Consider the following 23,848-nt stretch of genomic DNA (forward strand, 5'->3'; position numbering starts at 1 on the left):
CTTCTCCAAACTTATTCAGGGATATATTCTCCACCAGTCCATTTTTTTGACAGCTCGACTAACGTACCATCTTCCTTAAGTTGTTTCAGAATAGGATCAATTAGTGCCTTTAACTTCACGCCCTGCTCCTCATTCTTGAATACGATTCCCATGTTATCATTAACTAGAGACTGTCCCACAATTTCTACATCTAAATCATACTTTTCCAATACTGTATTGATCATAATAGGATCATTTACATAGGCATCTATGCGACCGTTTTGTACATCTTGCAAAATTTCAGAAGGGTTTCCACTTTCGCTATAACTTAAAACAATATCATTATCTACTTTTTTGTTATGTTCTTCTAGCAATAATGTATAAGAATCTCCTGCTAAAGCTCCAACATTCTTGCCTTCTAAATCCTCTAATGTTTGAATATCTTCTCTGCCTGCTTTCACAACAATAACCGTTTCTGCTGCAAAATATGATTCATCGGTAAATAAGTACTTTTCCTCACGTTCCGGTGTTTTCGCTACTTGATCTGCTATTGCCTGAATTTTATTTGACTCTAGTGCAAGAAACATACTATCCCAAGGGGTGGCAACGAACTCGAATGTATAACCATCCAATTTTTTGTCAATTTCTTTTACAACTTCAACATCATACCCTGTAAGTTCGTTGTTCTCATCTGCAAATGCAAAAGGAGGATAATCATTTTGTGTTCCTACTAAAATTACTTGATTGTCAGTTGCACTAGTTGCTTCCTTTGACGAACAACCATTTAATATTCCAATTACTCCTAATAGTAAAAACACGGATACAAGTAAGTAATATTTTCTTTTCATTTTTTAAAGCTCCTTTGTTTATATAGAGTGATAAATCAATTTAATGTTGAAAAAAGCAATACTATATTTATATTTTTCCTAAATGGATAGAAGCGAAGTCCCATGTTTTTTCAATAATCATTCTGATTCTTAAATACCAATCCTCTCTTTTTTTAACGCTGATTACAGTAATTTATTTATCTATATAGATTCTAGTTTATTTAGATCAAAGTAAAATTCCCCCCTACCAATCTGTGAAGATAGATATCCTATGCTTTACCTTCTGTCTCTTAATCTCCCTTTATATACAAAAAAGCCCCTTTCAATCGGAAAGAGGCTTTAATCTAACCCTTATCTCTCAGAATGAAACACTCTGCAGGAATTAGCACCTTTCATAAAATGATGGTTGCTGGACGTCATCGGGCCTGTCCCTTAGTCTCTCATGATAAGATATTTAATTTTTGACATATAAAGATATTATTTGACATTAAGTCTAATGTCAAATACATTTTTATACTATTCTAAATTTATACAAAATATTTTATGTAAAAATGGAAATTATATAATATGAGTTCATATATCTCATCAAAGCAAAAAACCTCATTTACTTATGATACGGTTCTTCGTAATGCATCTAAATGAGGTGTGTTTTTTAACACATATTGACTATAAGGCTATTGCTAGTGAACGTTTATACAAATAATACCGAAATTTTCATAGTTATTTATTAAGTTCTATCGCCTCTTGAATCATCGAAATAAACAAATCTGGCTTAATATCCTCTATTTTTTTCACCTGTATATGACGCATTTGTTTACCTGTCCCTTGAAGTACAGCTTCTTTATCAGTAAGGTCTGAACCTTGATAAAATCCTAAGTTAACATGTTTTTTTGCAGGCGCTAAATAACAAACCAGTCCATTTTGGTCATAGCTTGGTTTAGACCATTTGACTTCTTCGATGATTTCCGGAGAGGACTTAAAAATAAGCACTCTTAGATTGTTAGTTATATCTTGAATAGGCTCAGGAAGCGCTTCAATTAATTTCGTTACCTCTATATTTTCTCTTTGATCCATGATATCCTCCTAGTTTTTAAAATCGTTGGTTAAATTCACTTCCATTAAATAAAAAACATCATCAAAGTTCCAATGATTGTCAGAGCAATCACATGATATCCAACAGCAATAAAAAAGATGGATAAAGGTTTCTTACTATTTGTTCCTAACCCAAATATAAAATCTTTTGCATAAGCAAGCGCCACTATTATTCCAACTCCACCTCCTAATAGTGCTCCATCCATTAACGTTTGGGCCTGCGATAGTAGGAGTAAACCATACAACATCGTTGAGGTCAGAAATGTTACTAAAGTAAGCAACCCATATTTAGGTTGTTCCGGCTTAATTTTCAATAGATCTACCCAACGATTTCCTAATAGTGTATAGTAAATCATACCACTTACCATATACACTACAACTCCTGATATGATTGCTAAGATCATATAACTCCCTACCTTCTCTTTTCATTTTTTTTTACTGGTATACAAATTTTATGAATCATACGTTTATACATTTTGTTCTTCATCCTCTTCCATCATATAGACAAATTCAAATGGATAATCCCAGGTTGTCACAAACAACACGGGAAATTCATTATGGTAGTAATAAGCGTTTATTTCCGTGTTTGAAATAATTAATGTTTAAAGCCTCCATTTTTCCGATTTAGAAATTAGCTAATAAGTCGGTACCTACTAATATTACACCCCCCCATAAATAACTATATTTTCTTTAGGCGTTATGAAAGGGATATCTTAGAAATTGGACCATTTTTATATTGTACTTAACCTAATTATCCAATCAATCCAATGTATGGATTAAAAGAAAAATAAGAGAAATTCAAACTCAAAACATGCTTTGATACAGCAAATGTTAATTTAAGCCTACATAAAATCAAACAGCACCTTTCACATTAAGAAAAGTGCCATTTGAAATTTCCAAAAAACCTCATTTACTTATGGTACGGTTCTCCTCGATTAATCCGAAACGCTCGATACACTTGCTCTAATAACACGAGTCTCATCAGTTGATGGGGTAGCGTCATTTTTGAGAATGACAACGCATAGTTGCTGCGCTGCATGACGTCATCACTTAGTCCGAGTGAGCCTCCGATCACAAAGGCTATTTTGCTTTTTCCGTATGTAGCAAGTTGGTCAATCTCCTTCGCTAAATGCTCTGAGGTGAGTTGTTTACCTTTGATTTCAAGTGTGATAACATGCGTATCTGGTCCGATTTTTGCTAGGATTCGTTCTCCTTCTTTCTGCTTTACAATTTCCATATCGGCCTCACTTAAATTCTCTGGCGCTTTTTCATCAGCTACTTCGATTAAATCAATCTTTGCGTAAGCACCTAGTCTTTTCGTATACTCCGAGATTCCTTGTTTTAAATATTTTTCTTTTAATTTTCCTACTGAAATAATAGAGATATTCACAGCGTGTATTCCCTCATTCATTTTTATTTATCCACAGAAGTTATCCACATATCAACATTGTTAGTAACTGATTATTTCGCAATTGAGTAAACGGCAGACTTTTCACAATAGCTACATGTTGTGGATAATTGTTCTTCTTCCCTTACTTTTTCAATAATTGGTGCTGTCTCGTATTCATCTACAACGATATCCATTGCTAATTCAATATGTTCCTCACATGCAAATTCCATAAAAAACCGTCCTTTCGTTTTCACGCATTTTATTATAGCATACCCTTTGTTTAGCTGTGGGCAACTCTTAAAACAGAAAAAAGCAGAGTTATGTGGATAACTCTGCTTTTTGATTTATTTTAAAAGCTTTGTTGTTCGGCTAACTGAATCGTGACAGTTTCGAGCGTACCGTTTCGATAATAGCTCACTTCTACTTCGTCTCCAACTTGCTTTTCCGTATATAGAAATCTTCTTAAATCATGACCGTCTGCAATGTCTTCTCCATCAATTTTAACGATCACATCATATTGCTCAAGGCCAGCTCGTTCTGCTGCTGACATCGGCGCCACACTTGAAACCATAACACCAGCTCTGACATCACTCGGTAAATTCAACGTTTCTTGCCAATGATAACTTGGAATTTCATTTAAAGATTGAATTCCTACTCCTAGTTGTGGCCGTTTCACTTCGCCATAGCGCTCTAAGTCTTCAATAATCGGCAGCGCCACACTTGTTGGAATCGCAAATCCGATACCTTCTACTGAGCTTTGAGCAATTTTCATTGAATTAATTCCAATCACTTGTCCCTCTATATTTAATAATGCTCCACCACTATTACCAGGGTTGATGGCTGCATCTGTTTGGAGAACTTCTGCATGCCAATCAATTTGACCATTTCCTGTTAAATCAACTGGAATGCTTCTTTCCGTTGCACTAATAATTCCTTGGGTAACAGAGCTTGAAAATCTTAGTCCTAAAGGATTTCCAATTGCAATCGCTGGTTCACCTACGCGAAGAGAATCTGAGTTTCCAAATTCAGCAACCGTTTCGATTTCACTGCTATCCACTTCTAGAACAGCTAAGTCTGTTATGACATCGGATCCTAACAATTCTGCCGGGACACGTGTGCCATCTGCTAAACTAATTTCAATCCCATTTGCTCGTTCAATGACATGATGATTCGTTACGACAAAGGCTTTATCACCAGCAACTTTATAAATGACACCCGATCCTGTACCCTCATCGCCACTTTGTTCTTGTAAAGGACTAGACTGTTGAATATTAATCACACCAACAACTGCATCTGACACTTTATCAACTGCTTGTGTTACATCAGAATTAACGGAATAACTAACCGTTTGTACATCTTCTGGTGTCTCGGTTTGTATGAGGCTCTCTTCCTCATTCGATCCTAAATCGTAAGGAAGCATCCCAAAATTTGATAAGAGTGGAACGGAAAATAATACAACTAGACCACCAATGACCGCACCAATAAATGCAGAAAGGGCTCCACCTCGCTTCGAACGCTTTTGTCTTGTTTCACGTTCTGAATCATGCTCATCATAATAGCCCATAACCCCACACCATCCTCTAATAAGATAAAATCAACGTTCTACATCTCTAGATATGTTTCATCCTTTAAAGGGATGATTTTGAATTTATTATACTTAATATTTAGGAGAAATCTACTAGAGTGCATCACTTTTGATTATTTTTTATACTGTTTACAGAATTACCAACAACCGTGTTAGATAATCAAAAGTTCAAATAAAAAGTCCTCAAACGAGGACTTTTAAATAATAGCAAGTGGTGTGGGCTTTAGGGGATCTGTATCATATAGATCGAATTGTTCTCCTACAGCCATTCCTTGCTCTTTTAAGACTTGCTCCACTGTAAGGCGGGCTAAGTCTTTCATATTATTATCTAAGCTTAAATGAGCTAGATAAATACGGCTTGTGTTATCTGTAATCACATCAGAAAGTGCAAGAGCAGCATCTTCGTTTGAAACGTGACCGACATCACTTAAGATCCGTCTTTTTACATTCCAAGGGTAGCGCCCCATCTGCAACATATTCAAGTCATGGTTGGACTCAAAAATATACATATCTGCACCCTTAATGGTTCCTTTAATTCGCTCACTAACATAGCCCATATCCGTTGCTAATACTAGCTTTTTCCCTTCGTGATGAAAGCAATAAAACATTGGCTCAGCTGCATCATGAGAGACCCCGAAGGACTCGACATCCAAATGGCCAAACGATTTCACTTCCTCTGTGGCAAAAGTGAATTTTTGGTCAATCGGGATCGCTCCTAAGTTACTCTCCATCGCCAGCCACGTTTTTTCATTCGCATAGATCGGTAACTTATGCTTTCTTGCAAAAATCCCGACTCCTTTTATATGATCGCTGTGCTCATGGCTAACTAAAATACCGTCTAGCTCTTTTGGGTTTCGTCCGATTTCCTTGAAGAGTTCATCCATTTTCTTCCCGCTCAGTCCAGCGTCGATTAGTAATCTCTTCTCATCGGTTTCCACATAAATTGCATTCCCGGTACTTCCACTAGCAAGCACACTAAAACGTAACGTCATCGTAGGTTCACTCCTGTTTATTCCTGCTTAAGACAATTGCTGAATTTCAGGGTTGATGGCATGTACAAGGTAGGTTTCACCTTCTACCGTCACTCTCCACATCGGAGCAAATACTTGAGCTCCACCTTGGGGGCTGTAGAAGCTGTAGTATCCAAACTCAACATGTGTGACCGTATTATTAACACCGATGTATTGAGCATTCAACAATACTTCAATCGCTTTGATGCTTGATAATACTTCACGCTCCCTACCTGTTGGCTCAAACTCATAGTAGCTTTGTTGGTATCCAACAATTTCGCCGTCCTCATTCAATTGTAATAAAAGCGGTTCTGCCTCAAAAGCATGGGCAGTTTTTTCTTCATACGTTTGTTGCAACAGAACTTGTCTCTCTTCTGTATCAAATCGACCAAAACGATACTCATTACCGTTTGTGACATAACTATTTAGAAATTGAGATAAATCTTGAGAAAACTGTCCTTCTCTTAGTGGCACAGGCTCATCTAACGTCGATATAATCGTCGTTCCATCAACTAATTCTGCTTCTTGGTTACTAAGAGCGCTCATCTGTCTTTCACTAAAAGGAACGGTTTTCCCCAGTACATGCCCAGCAGAGATCGTCTCCTCAGGTAATTCAACATCAATTCGAACATTGTTATCTCGCAACACTTCTTGAATGGTTGCTTGAGCAATCATGTTCATTTGATTCGAATTATTTTTATCGATTAATTGCCAGGTTAAAAAGATATTTAGGAAGAGGAAGGTGATAATGAATATGGTTTTTGTGCGATTCCAATTCATTGAATCTCCTCCCCGTTTGCTTCTTGATCAAATTTAACTTTTTGCCATTGATTATCATAAAGTACATACCAGTATGGTTCAAGTGTCACTAAGGACACATTTTGTTTATTCATTTCATAACCAACCATTACTTTTTCAAGTTTAGTCTCATCAAAAAACTCTTGTTCCTCTAATCGTTCTAGCACAGCCTCACCAGAAGGGAGCTCTACTCGTTGAATCGCATTAACCGGTTGATTATCCAGGTCAAAAAGAGGACGTTCATAGCTAACAATCTGAGTTCCGATTCTGCTAACCTTTAACCTCATGATACTCTGTCCCTCATAACTAATAACTGGAACGCCATCAACATGTAGCAAGTATTCAGCTTCCTCACGAACATCAGCTGCCGACCAGCTTGAAAGAGTATAAGGATCAGACCATCCACCATGACCATTAATAAAGTCATAACTATTTTGGACAATATGACGACTACTACGGTCTTGGTTTTCTGAGAAGAGAGGATTATTATAATCCATAAATTCCCCATCATTTCGTAATTGGATGATCCGATTACCATCTGTATATGATTCTACTAGATCTGCATAATTAGCCCGAACCGAATTCGGCTCATTAAACAGCTCATTAATAAAATAATTCACATCAATAGGACTTGTTGTATATGTCATCTGTCTCGCTTCTATCGGTTCAGTTGGTACATATACATGCTGATGAAGTTGAGAGGAGTTCGTTCCTGAATGAACAGCTGTTACAGGTATTTTCTCCCCTTGCAGCATTTCTTCAAACTGATCGACTGATAAGGTCGTCTCTACTTCAATCACTCTAGAATCTTCTGCAAATAACAATTGCATCGCAATATCATTTTCACTTGAATCCCTATATAAGTAGAGTCGATCAACTTCAGATGAAGGGAGGTTGAAGACATCACGATCTACTTCAAACATCGCAAGAAGGATGTCTGTTGGAATCGCAGCAGGGAAAACGACTTCTATTCCTGCACTCACATTCTGCTTCGGAAAGGGCCCTGTAGCAAGCATGTCCCCTTCTATCAAATCGACTTCAAGAAGCATTTCATAGAACGCTTCAAACTCTTCTGTTGATTTCGGGATCATCGAGGTTTGGCCATCTATATGTGTAATCAATTGTTCTGGTTTTATCACATCGCTCATTTTCACTTCTTGATTATTTAGGGGTGTACGTTCAGATTCCTCCGACTCACCTAAGAAGTTGATATCAGGCTGAAACGTCCACAATTGCCAAGTCAGGACAATACTTAACCCAACTAAGCCTATTAATAATCCTGTTTTGACGTGTTCGTAGTTCATGCCTCTCCCCCCTTAAACGTAGAGTAAGGCAATGTAAAGTAAATCGTTGTACCAGAACCATATTCACTACTTACCCAAATCTCGCCACCATGAGCATGGACCAATTCTTTTGCAATCGCAAGACCAAGTCCAGTTCCGCCAATGCTTCTAGCACGGGCTTTATCGACTCGGTAAAAACGATCAAATATTTTAGCTTGGTTTTCACGCGGGATTCCCATTCCTTCATCAGAAATACTGACCCGCACATTGTGCCCTTGATGAAGGAGAGTTGTTGTGACGTTTCCACCTTCAGGAGAATATTTCATGGCATTTGAAATAATGTTATCAATGACTTGTGTTAATTTATCTTTATCCACCTCAACATAGGTTGGATGTCCGGAAATATGGCGCGTAAAGTGAATATTTCGCCCTTGAGCGACCATTTCAAAGCGATCAATCACCTCGTGTAAGAACTGACCAAAATCAACCCAGGTCATCGTTAAACGATAATCGTGACTATCGATTTTAGAGAGCTGTAAGAGGTCATTAACTAAACGAATCATCCGCTCAGTCTCATTTTGAGTAACGCCAATAAATCGTGGTGCTAATTCAGGGTCCTCAAGTGCTCCGTCCTCTAACGCCTCTAAGTAACTTTTCATCGTTGTCAGTGGTGTTCTGAGCTCATGTGATACATTCGCTACAAATTCACGACGATCTTGCTCAATTTTTTCTTGCTCGGTTACATCATGCAAGACTGTAATCAGTCCATTTATAGGACCATCCTCTTCTTGAATGACAGAGAAATTGGCTTCGATTAGAAACTCTTGATCATCATCGCTGAAATCTAGTAAGATTGATTCTGTTTGCTCAAATAAATCTTCTAGCTCATAAGACTCAGGTAACCTCAGTACATCTGGTAATAACCGTTTTATAACTTCATAGCTTTGCACACCGAGTAATTCTTCTGCTCGTTTATTCATTAAGATAATTTGACCATTTTGATCAGTGGCAATTACACCATCCGTCATATGGGCTAAAACAGAGCTCAATTTTTTCTGCTCACGAGCACGAGTAGCTGTGGCATCTTGAAGCTTATACGTTAATTCATTAAATGAAAAAGCTAATTGACCGATCTCATCGGTACTATAGACAGTAACCTGCCTAGAGAAGTCACCCTGCCCCATTCTAAGAGCTTGCTTACGCATGTCCATAATTGGGGCTGTAATCGTTCTTGCTAACAAAATAACAAGTACAGCGGTAATTAAGAGTGCAATCACGGTGCCACTAAGTAAAATACTATTAATCTGCTGCATCTGATCATAAATATCTTCCATTGAGGACTCAATGTAAATCGCACCTAGAGTATTATTTTCTTGGTCCTTAATGGGCACAGCTAAAACTTGAACACGATCCCCCGTTTGTTCATCGCGTAAGATCGCAGCATCCCGTGCCCCTAGTAAAGCCCGCTTCACTCTAAATTTCGTCGTCTGCTGACCGACGATATGCCGGTTTGAAAAATTAGATGTGCTCAGGATCTCACTATTGCTATCAATGACTTGAACTTCAGCATTTTCAATCGTAAATGTCTCTCTTAAGAGAGCATTTATATCACTATATAACGTACTTCGATCTTCACGAGGCTCCATCATTTCCTGGGCAACATTGTATCCTAGCAAGTTTGCACGTTCATTTAGCATCTGATCATGATTAAAAACAAGCTGTTCTTCAAGCTTTCCTGTAAAATAAACGCCAATGATCTGCATCGCCATAAAAATAAGCAACACATAAATGATGATTAATTTAAATTGTATTGACTTAAAAAACCCAACCTTTCGATCCATTAACCTTGCTCCAGCTCTTCTGGTGATGATAGGTAATAGCCTACACCACGTCTAGTAATGATCCAATTAGGGTAGCTTGGATTATCTTCTACTTTTTCACGAAGTCTACGAACTGTTACATCAACCGTTCTCACATCTCCAAAATAATCATATCCCCATACAGCTTGCAGCAAGTGTTCACGTGTCATAACTTGGCCCAGATGCTTTGCAAGATAATGAATCAATTCAAATTCTCTATGAGTGAGTTCAATCGTTTCACCGCGACGCTTCACTTGGTAGGCGTCTGGATAGATCGTTAAGTCACCTACAGTCAACTCTTTGTGAGTAGATGTTTCTTCTGCACCAGCTTTACGACGACGTAAATTTGCTTTCACGCGTGCTAATAACTCTCTTGTGCTAAATGGTTTGGTTACATAATCATCTGCCCCGAGCTCTAGGCCTAACACTTTATCAATCTCGGAATCTTTCGCCGTTAACATAATGATCGGAACATCATATGTTTTTCGTACTTCACGGCAGACTTCCATTCCATCTTTATGAGGTAACATAATATCTAGTAAAATTAGATCAGGCTCTTCTTTTTTTACTTGTTCAATAGCTTCTAAGCCATCGTACGCACAAAAAACTTTAAAACCCTCTTTTTCTAAATTAAATTTTAATATATCAGCGATTGGCTTTTCATCATCTACTACGAGAATACGTTTATCCATTCAAAAATCGCTCCATTCCAACTTAAAAGTTTCTATCCACATTCTAACATAAGAAGCCCAAAGACGTAGGGAAAAAGAAAAGCTGAGGCGACTGTTTAGGTGCGCTTGGGTTGGAGGGCGAGCAATATGAAATCGTTTTTTGATTTCATTTGATCGATTGAAACACATAAGCACCTAGGAGCCGGAGCTAGACAATAGAAAAGCTGAGGCGACTGTTTAGGAGGTGACGTTTCGCCCGCTTTCGCCCGATTAACGATTGAATGTCCTCTTTTTTTCTATATAACAAAAAATCGCCTCTGCAATAAACAGAGACGAAAATAAAAAAAGCGTGCCTATGCACGATTATAATAAAAGTGGTGCCGGCCAGAGGACTTGAACCCCCAACCTACTGATTACAAGTCAGTTGCTCTACCAATTGAGCTAGACCGGCAAAAAATGGTGGCTTGGGACGGAATCGAACCGCCGACACATGGATTTTCAGTCCATTGCTCTACCGACTGAGCTACCAAGCCTTACTTAACACTTGTACCATCTTATCACATGAAAGAATGAAAGTAAAATGGCGGTCCGGACGGGACTCGAACCCGCGACCTCCTGCGTGACAGGCAGGCATTCTAACCAACTGAACTACCGGACCAATTGTAAATATGTAATGGTGACCCGTACGGGATTCGAACCCGTGTTACCGCCGTGAAAGGGCGGTGTCTTAACCGCTTGACCAACGGGCCATTCTAAACTGGGTTTAAAATGGTGAGCCATGAAGGACTCGAACCTTCGACCCTCTGATTAAAAGTCAGATGCTCTACCAACTGAGCTAATGGCTCTTAGTGATAATGACGCTCACTTTAAGTAGTAAAGCTTGTCATCGTTCGCTGCAACTCTCAGCGACAAGAATTATAATACCATGATTCAGAAAGCCTTGCAACACTTTTTCAAAACTTTTTTTAAAAAGGTTTTATATGTCTAAGGCACTCATTAAAGAATAGCGAATTTTGAGGAATTGCGCAAGCTCTATTTTTGCTTTTTATAATAGTGTTAACCTCAAACTTTTTAAGAGTTAAAGCCATCTAAGCTAGCTTAGATGGCTTTACTACTAAACGATTATGCAAACACACCACGAACAAGATTAGTTTGGTTACGGTCTGGTCCAACTGAGAATACAGTTAATGGGATGCCTGTTAATTGCGATACACGCTCAATATAATGACGCGCATTTACAGGAAGTTCATCTAAAGATTTAACTCCAGTGATATCTTCATTCCAGCCAGGAAGCTCTTCATAAACAGGCTCACACTCAGCTAGAACTTTAAGGCTTGCTGGGAACTCTTCAATAACTTCGCCACGGTATTTATAAGCTGTACAAATCTTCAACTTCTCAATTCCTGTTAATACATCAATTGAGTTTAAAGATAGGTCTGTAATACCGCTTACACGGCGAGCATGACGTACCACTACACTATCAAACCAACCAACACGACGTGGACGGCCAGTTGTTGTTCCGTATTCATTTCCTACTTCACGAATGTTATTTCCAATTTCATCATGTAGCTCAGTTGGGAATGGGCCATCACCTACACGAGTCGTGTATGCTTTAGACACACCTACTACATGATTAATTTTAGAAGGACCTACACCAGAACCGATAGTCACTCCACCTGCAATTGGATTCGAAGACGTAACGAATGGGTATGTTCCTTGGTCAAGGTCAAGCATAACCCCTTGCGCACCTTCAAATAATACACGACGTCCTTCATCAAGTGCATCATTTAAAACCACTGAAGTATCACACACATACTTCGCTACTTGTTGACCATATTCGTAGTACTCATCAAGGATTTCTTCCTTAGTAAATCCTTCAACTTCATAATATTTTTCAAACATACGATTTTTTTCAGCTAAGTTACGCTCTAGCTTCTCTTCAAACACTTCACGATCTAGGAGGTCAGCCATACGAATTCCAATGCGAGCTGCCTTGTCCATGTAGGCAGGACCGATTCCTTTTTTCGTCGTACCAATTTTATTTGCACCCTTACGTTCTTCTTCTACAATATCAAGTTTCAAGTGATAAGGAAGAATAACATGCGCACGGTTACTAATACGTAAGTTACTTGTATCTACATTACGCTCGTGTAAATAAGCTAATTCTTCTACCAATGCTTTCGGATCAATAACCATACCGTTTCCGATTACACAGTCTTTATCTTTATAAAAAATCCCAGACGGAATTAAGTGAAGTTTGTACTTCTTTCCGCCGAAAACAATTGTATGTCCTGCATTGTTTCCACCTTGGTAACGAGCGACAACCTCAGCTTTTTCAGAAAGATAGTCTGTAATCTTCCCTTTACCTTCATCGCCCCATTGTGTACCTACTACAACTACTGATGACATATGTTGCACCTCCGTCTCGGACGTTTAAACCGAGAAATTTCAAAATCCATTGACAAGTATACCAACATACCAGAAAATCGTCAATAAAACCCGAACATTTAATAGAATGTACACAAGTTCGTTCGTATGAATCTTTTTGCTTTTAATCAAAGTGATATGTCATTAGAGTAACGCTACATTCACTAAACTATACGTTAAAAAACCTGCACTCCTAATAGAGAGGCAGGCTTATATTTAAGCACCAGGGGGCATATCACGTTCATCATGCCGTCGGTCTAAATTGACAAATTTATTATATTCTTTAACAAATGCTAGCTCCACGGTACCAACTGGACCATTACGTTGCTTCGCAATAATAATTTCAATAATATTTTGATTTTCTGATTCCTTGTCATAATAATCATCACGGTACAAGAAGGCGACGATATCAGCATCCTGCTCAATACTTCCCGACTCACGAATATCAGACATCATTGGACGCTTATCTTGACGAGATTCGACTCCACGAGAAAGCTGTGAAAGGGCGATGACGGGTACTTCCAGCTCACGTGCGATCGCTTTTAGCGTACGAGAGATCTCAGAGACTTCCTGTTGACGATTCTCACCACTACGTCCATTCCCTTGAATTAACTGCAAGTAATCAATCATGATCATGCCGAGTCCTTGCTCTTGCTTAAGACGTCTGCATTTAGCACGAATATCATTTACTTTCACGCCGGGGGTATCATCAATATAAATTCCCGCTTTAGCAAGGCTCCCCATTGCCATCGTCAGCTTTTGCCAATCCTCAGAGGTAAGAGCACCTGTACGCATTCGTTGTGCATCAATATTCCCTTCAGCACAAAGCATACGTTGGACAAGTTGGCTTGCCCCCATCTCGAGACTAAAAATCGCGACATTTTCACTCGTTTTAGTGGCGACATTTTGAGCAATATTCAAGGCAAAAGCCGTCTTACCTACTGAAGGGCGAGCTGCTACAATAATTAAATCATTTCGCTGGAAGCCGGCCGTCATATTATCAAGTTCAATGAAGCCTGTTGGAATACCTGTAATATCACCTTTTTGATTTTGAAGCAGCTCAATTTGATCATATGTCTCAACAAGGACATCTTTTATCGAAATAAAAGCACTCGTATTTTTACGCTGTGCCACATCTAAAATGGTCTTCTCCGCATCATCTAAGATTGCATCTACTTCATCTTCACTCGTATAGCCATCAGCTGCAATATTCGTAGCGACTCGAATCAGACGACGTAAAACAGATTTTTCCTCAACAATGCGGCTATAGTATTCAACATTGGCTGCGGTCGGAACGGCATTTGCTAAATCACTTAAATAGCCAATACCGCCGATGTCATCGAGCCACTTACGATCTTGTAGTTCGGATGTTACTGTAACTAAATCAACCGGTTCACCTTTTTCAGCAAGATCGAGCATGACTTCATATACGCGTTGATGAGCAGCTCGGTAAAAGTCATCCGGCAAGAGACGCTCTGATGCGGTGACAAGTGCTACATCAGCCAAGAAGATCGCTCCTAATACTGCTTGTTCTGCTTCAATATTTTGCGGTGGGGTTCGATCAGCAAATAAATCACTCATTGCATTACTTCCTTTCTGTAAAAATGAAAAAGTCTGATCTTGCTAGGGATTGCAAGATATTCTTGGCACCTAGTGAGATCAGACCACTTATTCGTTATTCGCCTTCTACGACATGTACTTTAACCGTCGCAACTACTTCTGGATGAATTTTAATTGGGACATTTGTATACCCCAGTGAGCGAATCGGGTCGTTAAGCATTATTTTACGCTTATCTACCTTCATTTTCATACCGGAAAGTGTTTCCGCTATTTGTTTTGTTGAAATAGCACCGAATAAACGCCCACCCTCACCAGATTTTGCTTTAATTTCTACAGTTAAGGCTTCTAGCTCTTCTTTGTATTTATTTGCCTTCTCAAGCTCTTCTGCTGCTTTTTTCTGTTCGCTGTTCTTTTGGGCATTAAGATTGGCTACATTTCCTTTTGTTGCTTCAACCGCTAAATTATTAGGTAATAAGTAGTTACGAGCATATCCTTCAGATACGTTCTTTAATTCACCTTTTTTCCCTTTTCCTTTAACATCTTCTAAGAAAATAACTTTCATCTTATTGTCCCCCTTCTAAACTCTCATCAATCGCTTTTTCAAGTCTCTCTCTTGCTTCATCAAGTGTAACTCCTTGTAGCTGAGTCGCTGCATTTGATAAGTGTCCGCCACCATCTAGGCGTTCCATAATCACTTGGACATTTACATCTCCTAGTGATCGTGCACTAATGCTTACAACATCATCCTTTCTTTTGGAGATCACAAAGGATGCGGCTACATCTTTCATCGTTAAAAGTGTATCAGCTGCTTGGGCAATCACAATTTGGCTTAAGCTTTCTTCTTCATCTGCCATTGCAATCGTCATACCATCTCGGTACATATCAGCTCTCTCTATTAGCTTAGCACGTTTGACGTATTGGTCCATGTCTTCTTTTAATAGCTTTTGAACCAATGTCGTATCCGCACCGTTTGAACGTAGGAACGAGGCGGCATCAAAGGTTCTTGCCCCTGTACGAACAGCAAAGCTTTTTGTATCGACAATAATCCCTGCTAATAGTGACGTTGCTTCAAGCCTATCCATTTTAAGCTGCTTTGGTTGATACTCAAGAAGCTCTGTGACCAATTCTGCTGTAGATGAGGCATACGGCTCCATATACACCAAAACAGGATCATCTATAAACTCTTCTCCACGTCTGTGATGATCAAGCACAATAATACGATCGACCCTTGGCAACAATTTTGGCTCCATTACAAGAGATGGCTTATGGGTATCGACGACGACTAATAATGTTTGATCGGTCACATAGTCAAGAACTTCATCAGGTGTGACAAATTGCGACCATAGATCTTCGTGACTTTCGACTTCTTCCATTAACTTTTGAACATCATGGTTAATGTCATTAGGGTCAAGGACAATAAAGCCCTCTTTCCCATTCACTTCAGCAATTTTCAACACGCCAATAGCTGCTCCAATTGAATCCATATCGGGGTTTTTATGTCCCATAATAATGACACGGTCACTTTCAAGAACGAAATCACGTAAAGCATGAGAAATAACTCTTGCTCTAACTCGTGTACGTTTTTCCATCGCATTGGATTTTCCGCCATAAAAACGTACTTTTCCATTCTTTTGCTTGATCGCTACTTGATCGCCACCACGACCGAGTGCTAAGTCTAAACTTGACTGTGCAAGCTTACCTAGTTCACGTAAAGACGTCTCACCTGTACCAACCCCAATACTTAATGTAATTGGTACTTTTTCTTTACCCGTTAATGTTCTAATTTCATCTAGGACATCAAAACGAATTTCTTCTATTTGTTTTAATGATTTATAGTTCATAATCGCGACAAAACGGTCAGACGCTGTTCTACGCAATAAAATATCATTATCATTTGCCCACTTATTTAAAGAAGACGTTACTTGGCTCATTAAGCGACTTCTAACTTGATCTTCCATTCCTTGAGTCACTTCATCATAATTATCTAGATAAATGAGAGAAACAACCGTTTTCGTGTCTTCATATAACTCTTGAGTCTCTGCTTTTTCAGTCACATCAAGAAAGTAAATGAGACGTTCTGTTGGTTCAAAAGTAACGTGATAAGACCTTGAACCCACTGTAATGACATTCGTTTCCACTTGATCTTCAATCATTGGAGCAAGGGCATCATGCAGGTCCTCTAAATGTTTATCAATTAAGTCATTTGCAATATGTTGACTCACAAAAGGATTAACCCATTGGATCATTTTTTCATCATTATAAAGGAGAATACCAACAGGCATCTTCATGACTGCCTCTTCCCCCGCCTTATTTACACGGTAGGACAGCGTTTGGATATATGCTTCTAAGTCACGTTCAAACGCAAATCGCGCCTGGGACGTGTAGATGGCCAGCACACCTAATATGAATAAACCAATGACGCCCATTTGCCAGTGATAGATCATTAATACACTACTAAAAATCACTGCCACAGCAAAAAGAGCGATTACGTGGTAGCCATGCCACCGCTTCATTAAGAACTTCGGCATAGTGTCAGCTCCTATTTCTTCTCGCTTTTGATTCGTTTACGTAAATCAAAGCCTAAATCAATAATCCCTATAATTCGAATGATCTGTGTCAAAGGGTTAACAATCAATGTCACAATAACAATAATAATCGGAAGTGCTCGGTTAACTTTTTTATGGTAACAATAATAAAATATAAACGCAAAACCTTGAACCATCATGACAATTTCAAGCAGCGGCAGGAGGTTCCATACAATAATATACATTGTAGAGCCTTCTTCTTGTCCGACAAGTAAGAGAATCATCACAATTAAGTAATACCACAAGAAAGACTTTGGAAATTGCCAATCTCTAAATGGTGGGAATTTCTCAACCTTGTTCCCGAGTCTGCGTAAAATAACAGTGGCAAGTAAAACCGTTAATATAGCCAGTCCAATACCACTCATAATAATCATAATAGGAACCAGATGCACAATCCTCTCAGTCATTTCATACATTGGGGCTAAAGAATCTGCTGGATCTTGTCCCATCCCAATTAATGTGGCTTCAGCTAGTTGGATTTGTTCACGTAACAGAGCCGACATAAACTGAATTGGATTCTCATCCATAAACAATGTTAACCCCACATACACGAGTAACATGTTAAGCATATAAATTAAGCTTCCACCAATTAATACATTAAAGGGTGCTAGCTTTCTACGGTACAATTCACCAATAACGAGGCCCGCCGCCCCAAAGAATAATGCCCCAGGAAGCCCTAGTAAACCTGCAATCATAAATGAGAGCAATATCGCTACAACGAGTAGCATCAATCCTGGCTTTAATCCTCTTCTCACAACAAAAAGGATAAATGGCAGTGGCAGTGCCCACATGGTTATAGAGGCAGCGAACGGGACATACAGCGTTATGGCTAATAAACTGACAAAAAGAGCAGCAAGTATAGCCCCTTCTGTGAGCGTTCTTGTTTGTTTCACACATTCACCTCATTTAACTTTCAGTACAATTCCGAAAGCCTCTTTACACGAAAGAGGTTTTTGACAGTTTCTCATATCCTTGTCTATTTTAGCGTAATTATGATTAAAATTAAAGCTTCCTTGGCTTACTAACACCTAAAAAGAGCATAAGGACGTAAAATATCAAGGAGAACCAATTAATCTCGATGCTTTATTAAAATAAAAAGCATGGTAGAAGCTCTACCATGCTTTATTATATGCTATTAGTTAACATCATTTACATACGGCAATAATGCGATTTGACGAGAACGCTTGATTGCTGTTGTAAGTTGACGTTGATACTTAGCAGACGTTCCAGTTACACGGCGAGGAAGAATTTTTCCACGCTCAGAGATGAAACGCTTTAGAAGATCCGTATCTTTGTAATCGATTTTCGTAATTTTGTTTACAGTGAAGAAACAAACCTTACGACGCTTTGGACGACCACGACGAGCCATAGGACAGCACTCCTTTCAATAAAAATGGTTTATGGTAATACACGCATTTCGTTGTATAAGCAGAAGAGGCATTAAAACGGTAGATCATCATCCGAAATGTCAATTGGCTTGCCATCATTGGCAAATGGATCATCATTAAATCCACCAGATTGACGATTGGGCTGTTGATTCTGTCTGCTATAATCGTTACCACCAGTTGGTGATCCGCCAGAAGGAAATGCATTCCCTTGCCCTTGGTTTGATCCTTTTGGTTCTAGGAATTGCACACTTTCAGCCACAACTTCTGTGATAAAGACACGACGTCCTTCATTGTTGTCATAGCTTCTAGTTTGGATTCGGCCGTCTACACCCGCTAAGCTACCTTTTTTAAGGTAATTCGCAACATTTTCAGCAGGTTTACGCCAAACGACACAGTTAATGAAGTCTGCTTCACGCTCTCCTTGCTGGTTTGAAAATGCACGATTTACTGCGAGCGTAAAGTTCGCTACTGCTACTCCACTCGGTGTGTAGCGTAGCTCTGGATCTTTAGTTAAACGCCCAACTAGTACGACACGGTTTAGCATCCGTACCCCTCCCACTTTTTCATAAATTATTCTTCGTCTTTTGTGATTAGGACACGAATAACGTTGTCGTTAATCTTGATAAGACGGTTAAATTCTGCAATCGCTTCTGAGTTAGCTTGTACGCTTAGTAAAACATAGAAACCTTCACGATAATCGTTGATTTCGTATGCTAGACGACGCTTACCCATCTCCTCAACCTTTTCGATTTCAGCACCATTCGTTGTTAGAACACCGTTAAAACGTTCGATGATCTCTTTGTTAGCTGCTTCTTCTAGGTTTGGAGCGATGATGTACATGATTTCGTACTTACGCATTCCGGTCACCTCCTTTTGGTCTAAACGGCTCCATAAGTGGAGCAAGGAGCAAAACTCATCTAATGAGTCATTTCACTCGCATTAGTAGATTATATCAGAATGAATCATAGTGTGCAAGCATCATCTCAATAGAAAAGAGAGTGGGAAGTGTGTTTTAACAATCATAAAATGAACAAGAAGGTCGCGGGTACGGGTGAATATACACCCCTCCTGAACTATACTTCGCTAAATTAGCACATTGTTCGTTTTTCAGCATTTTCTATATTAACATTCTCATTTAAAGATATTTATGAATCTTGAAATAAAAAAGAGGACTCAGTCATTTTTGAAATGGAGAGTCCTCTTTTTTATACAGAAATACTTTGCTTTCTTCACGCTCCGTTGATTGCAGCGGAAATCAACAACTATTATAAGAACGGATTGTTCGTTTCTCACTTTAAAATACTTTCTTACTATCCCAGCCTACCATCTAATTATCTAGGAAATAGAATTAAACATTAAAGCGGAAGTGGACAACATCCCCGTCTTGTACTATATATTCTTTCCCTTCAAGACGAACTTTTCCTCTTTCTTTCGCAACTGCCATTGACTCGGCATCAACTAAATCCTCATAAGAAACCACTTCAGCACGAATGAATCCACGCTCAAAGTCAGTATGAATGATTCCTGCTGCTTGAGGAGCTTTTGTCCCTTTACGATACGTCCATGCACGAACTTCTTGAACACCTGCTGTAAAATAGGTTTCAAGACCAAGTAAATTGTAAGCTGCACGAATTAATTGATCAAGGCCAGATTCTTCGATGCCGAGCTCTTCTAGGAACATTTGCTTCTCATCACCATCAAGCTCGGAGATTTCAGACTCAATTTTCGCACATACAACGATCACTTCACTATTTTCACCAGCTGCAAACTCTTTTACTTGCTTCACATAATCATTATCCTCTGGTGATAATAAATCTTCTTCACTTACATTTGCCACATAAAGTACTGGCTTACTAGTTAGAAGGTGAAGTTGCTTAACGATATTATCTTGGTCTTCAGTAAATTCAATGCTTCTTGCAGGCTTTTCTTCTTCAAACGCATCACGTAAAAGCTCTAGTACTTCAAGTTCAGCTACAGCTTCTTTATCTTTTGTTTTAGCAAGCTTAGCCACTCGAGTAATTCGCTTTTCTACTGATTCAAAATCAGCTAAGATTAACTCAAGATTAATGACTTGGATATCATTTAATGGATTAACACTACCTGATACATGAGTAATGTTATCATCGCTGAAGCAACGAACTACATGTGAAATCGCATCTACTTGGCGAATATGAGATAAGAACTTGTTTCCTAGCCCTTCACCTTTACTTGCACCTTCTACAATTCCCGCAATATCAGTAAATTCAAAAGCCGTTGGGATTGTTTTTTTAGGGTCTACAAGTTCTGTTAATTTTTGAAGACGGTGATCAGGTACTTCTACAATCCCTACGTTCGGATCAATGGTACAGAATGGATAGTTTGCAGATTCTGCTCCTGCTTGTGTAATCGCATTAAAAAGTGTTGATTTTCCTACGTTCGGTAATCCAACAATGCCAGTTGTTAATGCCATAATGGCTCACTTCCTTTTATATTCAGATTCACTAGTGTGATCATATTCTCTAATATCCCTACCAATTATAGATAGAGACCCATAAAAAAACAAGGTAATGATCATGATCATCACCTTGTTTTATGTTTATATTTTTAAGAAAGCGGAGCCTTTTCCAAAATACGTTTCATCTTTTTAGAGAAATCTTTCCTTGGAAGCATGACACTATGTTGACAACCCAAGCATTTAATCCGAACGTCCATTCCCATACGAATGATTTTCCAGCGGTTCTCACCACATGGATGCTGTTTTTTCATTTCAACAATATCCCCAAGTGCAAATTCTTTATCGGTCATCCTAGGTCCCCCTATCCAAGTCATCCGTTTTATTGCTAGTATTATACACCAAAATCAAGCGATGAGGGAGACTAGTAAAATCATTTTAGTCTATTTTGCATTCGCAGCATGATGCAAAATGGGATAGAGCAAGATCGCTGCAAAAACATATAAATTTAATACTCCATATAAAGGATAAAGAATGCTTATTAACGTCGAAAATCCAAATGTTGTTAGCGGTGCCATTAAAGCAATAAGGAATAAAGCAATTAACCATGCCTTCCCTTTTATATAGCCTCGAAGTCTAGAGATCAACCCAAAAATACCAGCAGCTGCGGTTGTGTATATCGCCATCCATAATAAAGCTGACATAATTAATACCATAAAATAGGGGTAATGCTTCAATATTGCAAATAACGGAATTTCATACAACATGATATCCCCTGCAACTTGCAACAAAGATTCATTATATAAAAAAGAGATGCCACCTAATATAAGCCCACTTCCTAAGCTAGCAACCCAAATCTCTCCTTTGTGACGGATCTCATTACCAACTGCTGCTAGAACAGCGACTAACGGTAAAATATTTAAAGATGTGAAGGTAAGAGCAGCTGGCCAATTATGTTGTTGGTCCAAGCGAAACTCAATAGGAAAGCCTTTCAAGGATTGAAACGCAATGAGAACACCTAATAAGCAAATAATTAAGATGGGAATAACGACTGCATTCATTGATGTCATCCCTTTGGTATCCCAAACGAATAACAAAACAACACAACCACCAATAAAGACAATCCCTAACCAATAAGGTAAATGGATAACCTCAAGCGTAGCTCCCCCGCCAGCTAACATAATTACTGTTGTAGAAAAGAGATAGAGCACAATCATAAAATCATATAGTTTCGTTAATCGCTTCCCCATTAACACATGTAAAATGGGTAAATAATGCTCTGAACGTTTTTGGTGACTAATACTCATAACGATGGCTGTGCAAATCGTAAATAATAGCGCAAATATAAAAATGGCTAGTCCGCTTTCAGCCCCGAAAAACTCCCAAAGCTCCCGCCCTGAAGCATATCCAGCTCCTATCATAGTACCAATGATCAGAAACATCCACTTCAAACCACCTACCCACATCCTGCACCCTCCTTCCTTCTTTCACAATTTTCACAATCTATATGTATAGAAAGGAAAAAATATCCGTATACTGCTACTACTATGGCAAAGGAGCCGATGTTATGAGTACAAACCATCGCCTTTTCGGAAATAATTTAACACCTATTCGTGTACACATGGACGAGGAAGAAGCACAAGCATCCTTAACTCGCAGCCTTTTTAATCACACAAACGAGCTCACACGTCGTGAACTTGTCATTGTTTGCATCGGAACAGATCGTTCTACGGGTGATTCTTTAGGTCCACTAACAGGAACGAAGCTCAAGGAGAGGGATCTTCAACGATTTCATGTATATGGAACTCTTGAAAATCCAGTGCATGCCGTTAATCTTCGGGATCGCTTAAAGGAAATTGAACAAACGCATTATAGGCCTTATATTTTGGCGATTGATGCTTGCCTAGGTCGAGTTAATAGCATTGGTAAAATTTCACTTGCAACAGGTCCTGTTCAACCAGGTGCTGCTGTAAATAAACAACTTCCGGCAGTTGGTGATATTCATATGACCGGTATTGTTAATATTGGTGGGATGATGGAGTACTTTGTTTTACAAAATACGAGACTGTATACCGTTATGAAAATGGCTGAAACCATGGCTAGTGCCATTCACTTAGTTGACCAACAGCTTCCAAGACGATTAAAACCCACTTCCCTTTTGCACAGCTTAAAACCCAGCATCTTTCTAAAATCAAAAAAAGAGACACCTCTTTAAAACGGATGAATCCGTTAAAGAGGTGCCTTTCTTTTATATGAGATAAATTCCAGTCACTAAGAAAGCAACTACTAAAATACTCGGTAATAAATTTGCCACTCTAATTTGTAAAACACCTAATATATTTAAGCCAATCGCAATAATCATTACGCCACCAGTTGCCGTCATTTCAACAATAAACATCTCCATTAACTCAGATGGAACATATGCATTAATAAACGTAGCGAATATAGCAATACTCCCTTGATATAATACGACTGGTATAGCTGAGAATATAACACCTATTCCAAGCGTAGAAGTGAAAATGATCGCTGAGAATCCATCTAACATTGCTTTCGTATATAAAACAGAATGATCTCCCCTTAAGCCACTATCAAGTGCCCCAAGAACAGCCATCGCACCGACAACATAGATAAGGGTTGTCGTTACAAATGCTTTAGCTACAGAACCTTCCTCTTTTGAACCAATCTTACTCTCAATAAACGCACCAACCTGATTCAATCGCTTTTCAAGATCAACTTTTTCCCCAATGATTCCACCTATTACTAAACTGCCAATAACAACTAAAAATTGCTCACTTTTCAATCCCATATCAATCCCTAACACCACAACAGCTAGGGCAATGGCTTGCATGACAGTCGTCTTCACTCTTTCAGGAATGCCTCTTACTAAAAGCCCGATACACGCAGCTACTATAATAGCGAGACCATTTACAATCGTACCTGTTAACACCATCTTATAACTCTCC

24 protein-coding genes, 5 tRNA genes and 1 riboswitch are annotated in these 23,848 nt (G+C 38.8%); of the genes, 1 reads left to right on the forward strand and 28 read right to left on the reverse strand.

What is annotated here, in order from left to right; genetic code table 11:
• Window positions 1-11 precede the first annotated feature (11 nt).
• From RYX56_RS09895 to RYX56_RS10025, 27 genes are all read right to left on the reverse strand, one after another.
• Entirely contained in the window at window positions 12-827 is an 816-nt protein-coding gene (locus RYX56_RS09895) for a transporter substrate-binding domain-containing protein (RefSeq protein ID WP_317121888.1), read from the reverse strand.
• A 327-nt stretch (window positions 828-1,154) separates the two neighbouring features.
• A riboswitch (SAM riboswitch) is annotated at window positions 1,155-1,258 on the reverse strand.
• A 268-nt stretch (window positions 1,259-1,526) separates the two neighbouring features.
• Entirely contained in the window at window positions 1,527-1,880 is a 354-nt protein-coding gene (locus RYX56_RS09900; protein ID WP_317121889.1) for a DUF1801 domain-containing protein, read from the reverse strand.
• Window positions 1,881-1,924: 44 nt separating this feature from the next.
• Window positions 1,925-2,302, reverse strand: coding sequence for a DUF1761 domain-containing protein (locus tag RYX56_RS09905; RefSeq protein ID WP_317121890.1), 378 nt, complete (start codon window positions 2,300-2,302; stop codon window positions 1,925-1,927).
• Window positions 2,303-2,808: 506 nt separating this feature from the next.
• The gene (gene rlmH, locus RYX56_RS09910; protein WP_317121950.1) at window positions 2,809-3,288 is read right to left on the reverse strand and encodes a 23S rRNA (pseudouridine(1915)-N(3))-methyltransferase RlmH; all 480 of its coding nucleotides are present in this window, start codon (window positions 3,286-3,288) and stop codon (window positions 2,809-2,811) included.
• A gap of 71 nt (window positions 3,289-3,359) precedes the next feature.
• On the reverse strand, window positions 3,360-3,518 hold the full coding sequence (locus tag RYX56_RS09915) for a CxxH/CxxC protein (RefSeq protein WP_082153804.1): 159 nt from the start codon (window positions 3,516-3,518) through the stop codon (window positions 3,360-3,362).
• Between the two features lie 119 nt (window positions 3,519-3,637).
• Window positions 3,638-4,852, reverse strand: a complete 1,215-nt coding sequence (locus RYX56_RS09920; protein ID WP_317121891.1) for a S1C family serine protease — start codon at window positions 4,850-4,852, stop codon at window positions 3,638-3,640.
• Between the two features lie 218 nt (window positions 4,853-5,070).
• Entirely contained in the window at window positions 5,071-5,865 is a 795-nt protein-coding gene (locus RYX56_RS09925; RefSeq protein WP_317121892.1) for an MBL fold metallo-hydrolase, read from the reverse strand.
• Window positions 5,866-5,892: 27 nt separating this feature from the next.
• Window positions 5,893-6,663: a two-component system regulatory protein YycI gene (locus RYX56_RS09930; protein ID WP_317121893.1), complete on the reverse strand. Its 771-nt coding sequence runs from the start codon at window positions 6,661-6,663 to the stop codon at window positions 5,893-5,895.
• On the reverse strand, window positions 6,660-7,985 hold the full coding sequence (locus RYX56_RS09935; protein WP_317121894.1) for a YycH family regulatory protein: 1,326 nt from the start codon (window positions 7,983-7,985) through the stop codon (window positions 6,660-6,662). Before RYX56_RS09935 ends, RYX56_RS09930 begins: the two co-directional genes overlap by 4 nt.
• Complete coding sequence (walK, locus tag RYX56_RS09940; RefSeq protein WP_047972672.1) at window positions 7,982-9,805, reverse strand: cell wall metabolism sensor histidine kinase WalK; 1,824 nt, start codon at window positions 9,803-9,805, stop codon at window positions 7,982-7,984. Before walK ends, RYX56_RS09935 begins: the two co-directional genes overlap by 4 nt.
• Complete coding sequence (yycF, locus tag RYX56_RS09945; protein WP_317121895.1) at window positions 9,805-10,515, reverse strand: response regulator YycF; 711 nt, start codon at window positions 10,513-10,515, stop codon at window positions 9,805-9,807. Before yycF ends, walK begins: the two co-directional genes overlap by 1 nt.
• 354 nt (window positions 10,516-10,869) lie before the next feature.
• A tRNA-Thr gene (locus tag RYX56_RS09950) sits at window positions 10,870-10,945 on the reverse strand.
• Between the two features lie 6 nt (window positions 10,946-10,951).
• Window positions 10,952-11,027: transfer RNA gene (locus RYX56_RS09955), tRNA-Phe, on the reverse strand.
• Window positions 11,028-11,075: 48 nt separating this feature from the next.
• Window positions 11,076-11,152, reverse strand: a tRNA-Asp gene (locus tag RYX56_RS09960).
• Window positions 11,153-11,168: 16 nt separating this feature from the next.
• Window positions 11,169-11,243, reverse strand: a tRNA-Glu gene (locus RYX56_RS09965).
• A 20-nt stretch (window positions 11,244-11,263) separates the two neighbouring features.
• A tRNA-Lys gene (locus tag RYX56_RS09970) sits at window positions 11,264-11,339 on the reverse strand.
• Between the two features lie 277 nt (window positions 11,340-11,616).
• Complete coding sequence (locus RYX56_RS09975; RefSeq protein ID WP_317121896.1) at window positions 11,617-12,903, reverse strand: adenylosuccinate synthase; 1,287 nt, start codon at window positions 12,901-12,903, stop codon at window positions 11,617-11,619.
• 234 nt (window positions 12,904-13,137) lie between these two features.
• Window positions 13,138-14,502 (reverse strand): replicative DNA helicase, encoded by a 1,365-nt coding sequence (gene dnaB, locus RYX56_RS09980; protein ID WP_317121897.1) that lies wholly within the window; start codon window positions 14,500-14,502, stop codon window positions 13,138-13,140.
• Window positions 14,503-14,596: 94 nt separating this feature from the next.
• Complete coding sequence (rplI, locus tag RYX56_RS09985; RefSeq protein ID WP_317121898.1) at window positions 14,597-15,043, reverse strand: 50S ribosomal protein L9; 447 nt, start codon at window positions 15,041-15,043, stop codon at window positions 14,597-14,599.
• A 1-nt stretch (window position 15,044) separates the two neighbouring features.
• Window positions 15,045-17,009 (reverse strand): DHH family phosphoesterase, encoded by a 1,965-nt coding sequence (locus RYX56_RS09990; protein WP_317121899.1) that lies wholly within the window; start codon window positions 17,007-17,009, stop codon window positions 15,045-15,047.
• A gap of 11 nt (window positions 17,010-17,020) precedes the next feature.
• A complete protein-coding gene (locus RYX56_RS09995; protein WP_317121900.1) occupies window positions 17,021-17,959 on the reverse strand; it encodes a YybS family protein in 939 nt (312 codons plus the stop codon).
• Between the two features lie 242 nt (window positions 17,960-18,201).
• On the reverse strand, window positions 18,202-18,435 hold the full coding sequence (gene rpsR, locus RYX56_RS10000) for a 30S ribosomal protein S18 (protein WP_047972679.1): 234 nt from the start codon (window positions 18,433-18,435) through the stop codon (window positions 18,202-18,204).
• A gap of 71 nt (window positions 18,436-18,506) precedes the next feature.
• The gene (gene ssb, locus RYX56_RS10005; RefSeq protein WP_047972680.1) at window positions 18,507-18,998 is read right to left on the reverse strand and encodes a single-stranded DNA-binding protein; all 492 of its coding nucleotides are present in this window, start codon (window positions 18,996-18,998) and stop codon (window positions 18,507-18,509) included.
• Window positions 18,999-19,024: 26 nt separating this feature from the next.
• The gene (rpsF, locus tag RYX56_RS10010; protein WP_317121901.1) at window positions 19,025-19,312 is read right to left on the reverse strand and encodes a 30S ribosomal protein S6; all 288 of its coding nucleotides are present in this window, start codon (window positions 19,310-19,312) and stop codon (window positions 19,025-19,027) included.
• A 490-nt stretch (window positions 19,313-19,802) separates the two neighbouring features.
• The gene (gene ychF / locus RYX56_RS10015; protein ID WP_317121902.1) at window positions 19,803-20,903 is read right to left on the reverse strand and encodes a redox-regulated ATPase YchF; all 1,101 of its coding nucleotides are present in this window, start codon (window positions 20,901-20,903) and stop codon (window positions 19,803-19,805) included.
• A gap of 134 nt (window positions 20,904-21,037) precedes the next feature.
• Window positions 21,038-21,238, reverse strand: a complete 201-nt coding sequence (locus tag RYX56_RS10020) for a DUF951 domain-containing protein (protein ID WP_317121903.1) — start codon at window positions 21,236-21,238, stop codon at window positions 21,038-21,040.
• A gap of 90 nt (window positions 21,239-21,328) precedes the next feature.
• Window positions 21,329-22,351, reverse strand: coding sequence for a YkvI family membrane protein (locus RYX56_RS10025; protein ID WP_317121904.1), 1,023 nt, complete (start codon window positions 22,349-22,351; stop codon window positions 21,329-21,331).
• A gap of 101 nt (window positions 22,352-22,452) precedes the next feature.
• Here RYX56_RS10025 and yyaC point away from each other — a divergent pair, with 101 nt between their 5' ends.
• The gene (gene yyaC / locus RYX56_RS10030) at window positions 22,453-23,100 is read left to right on the forward strand and encodes a spore protease YyaC (protein WP_317121905.1); all 648 of its coding nucleotides are present in this window, start codon (window positions 22,453-22,455) and stop codon (window positions 23,098-23,100) included.
• Window positions 23,101-23,133: 33 nt separating this feature from the next.
• Here yyaC and RYX56_RS10035 read toward each other — a convergent pair whose 3' ends face one another.
• The gene (locus RYX56_RS10035) at window positions 23,134-23,835 is read right to left on the reverse strand and encodes a DUF554 domain-containing protein (RefSeq protein WP_317121906.1); all 702 of its coding nucleotides are present in this window, start codon (window positions 23,833-23,835) and stop codon (window positions 23,134-23,136) included.
• Window positions 23,836-23,848: the final 13 nt, after the last annotated feature.

Source organism: Alkalihalophilus lindianensis (assembly GCF_032843265.1).
Taxonomy (GTDB): Bacteria; Bacillota; Bacilli; order Bacillales; family Bacillaceae_D; genus Alkalihalophilus; species Alkalihalophilus lindianensis.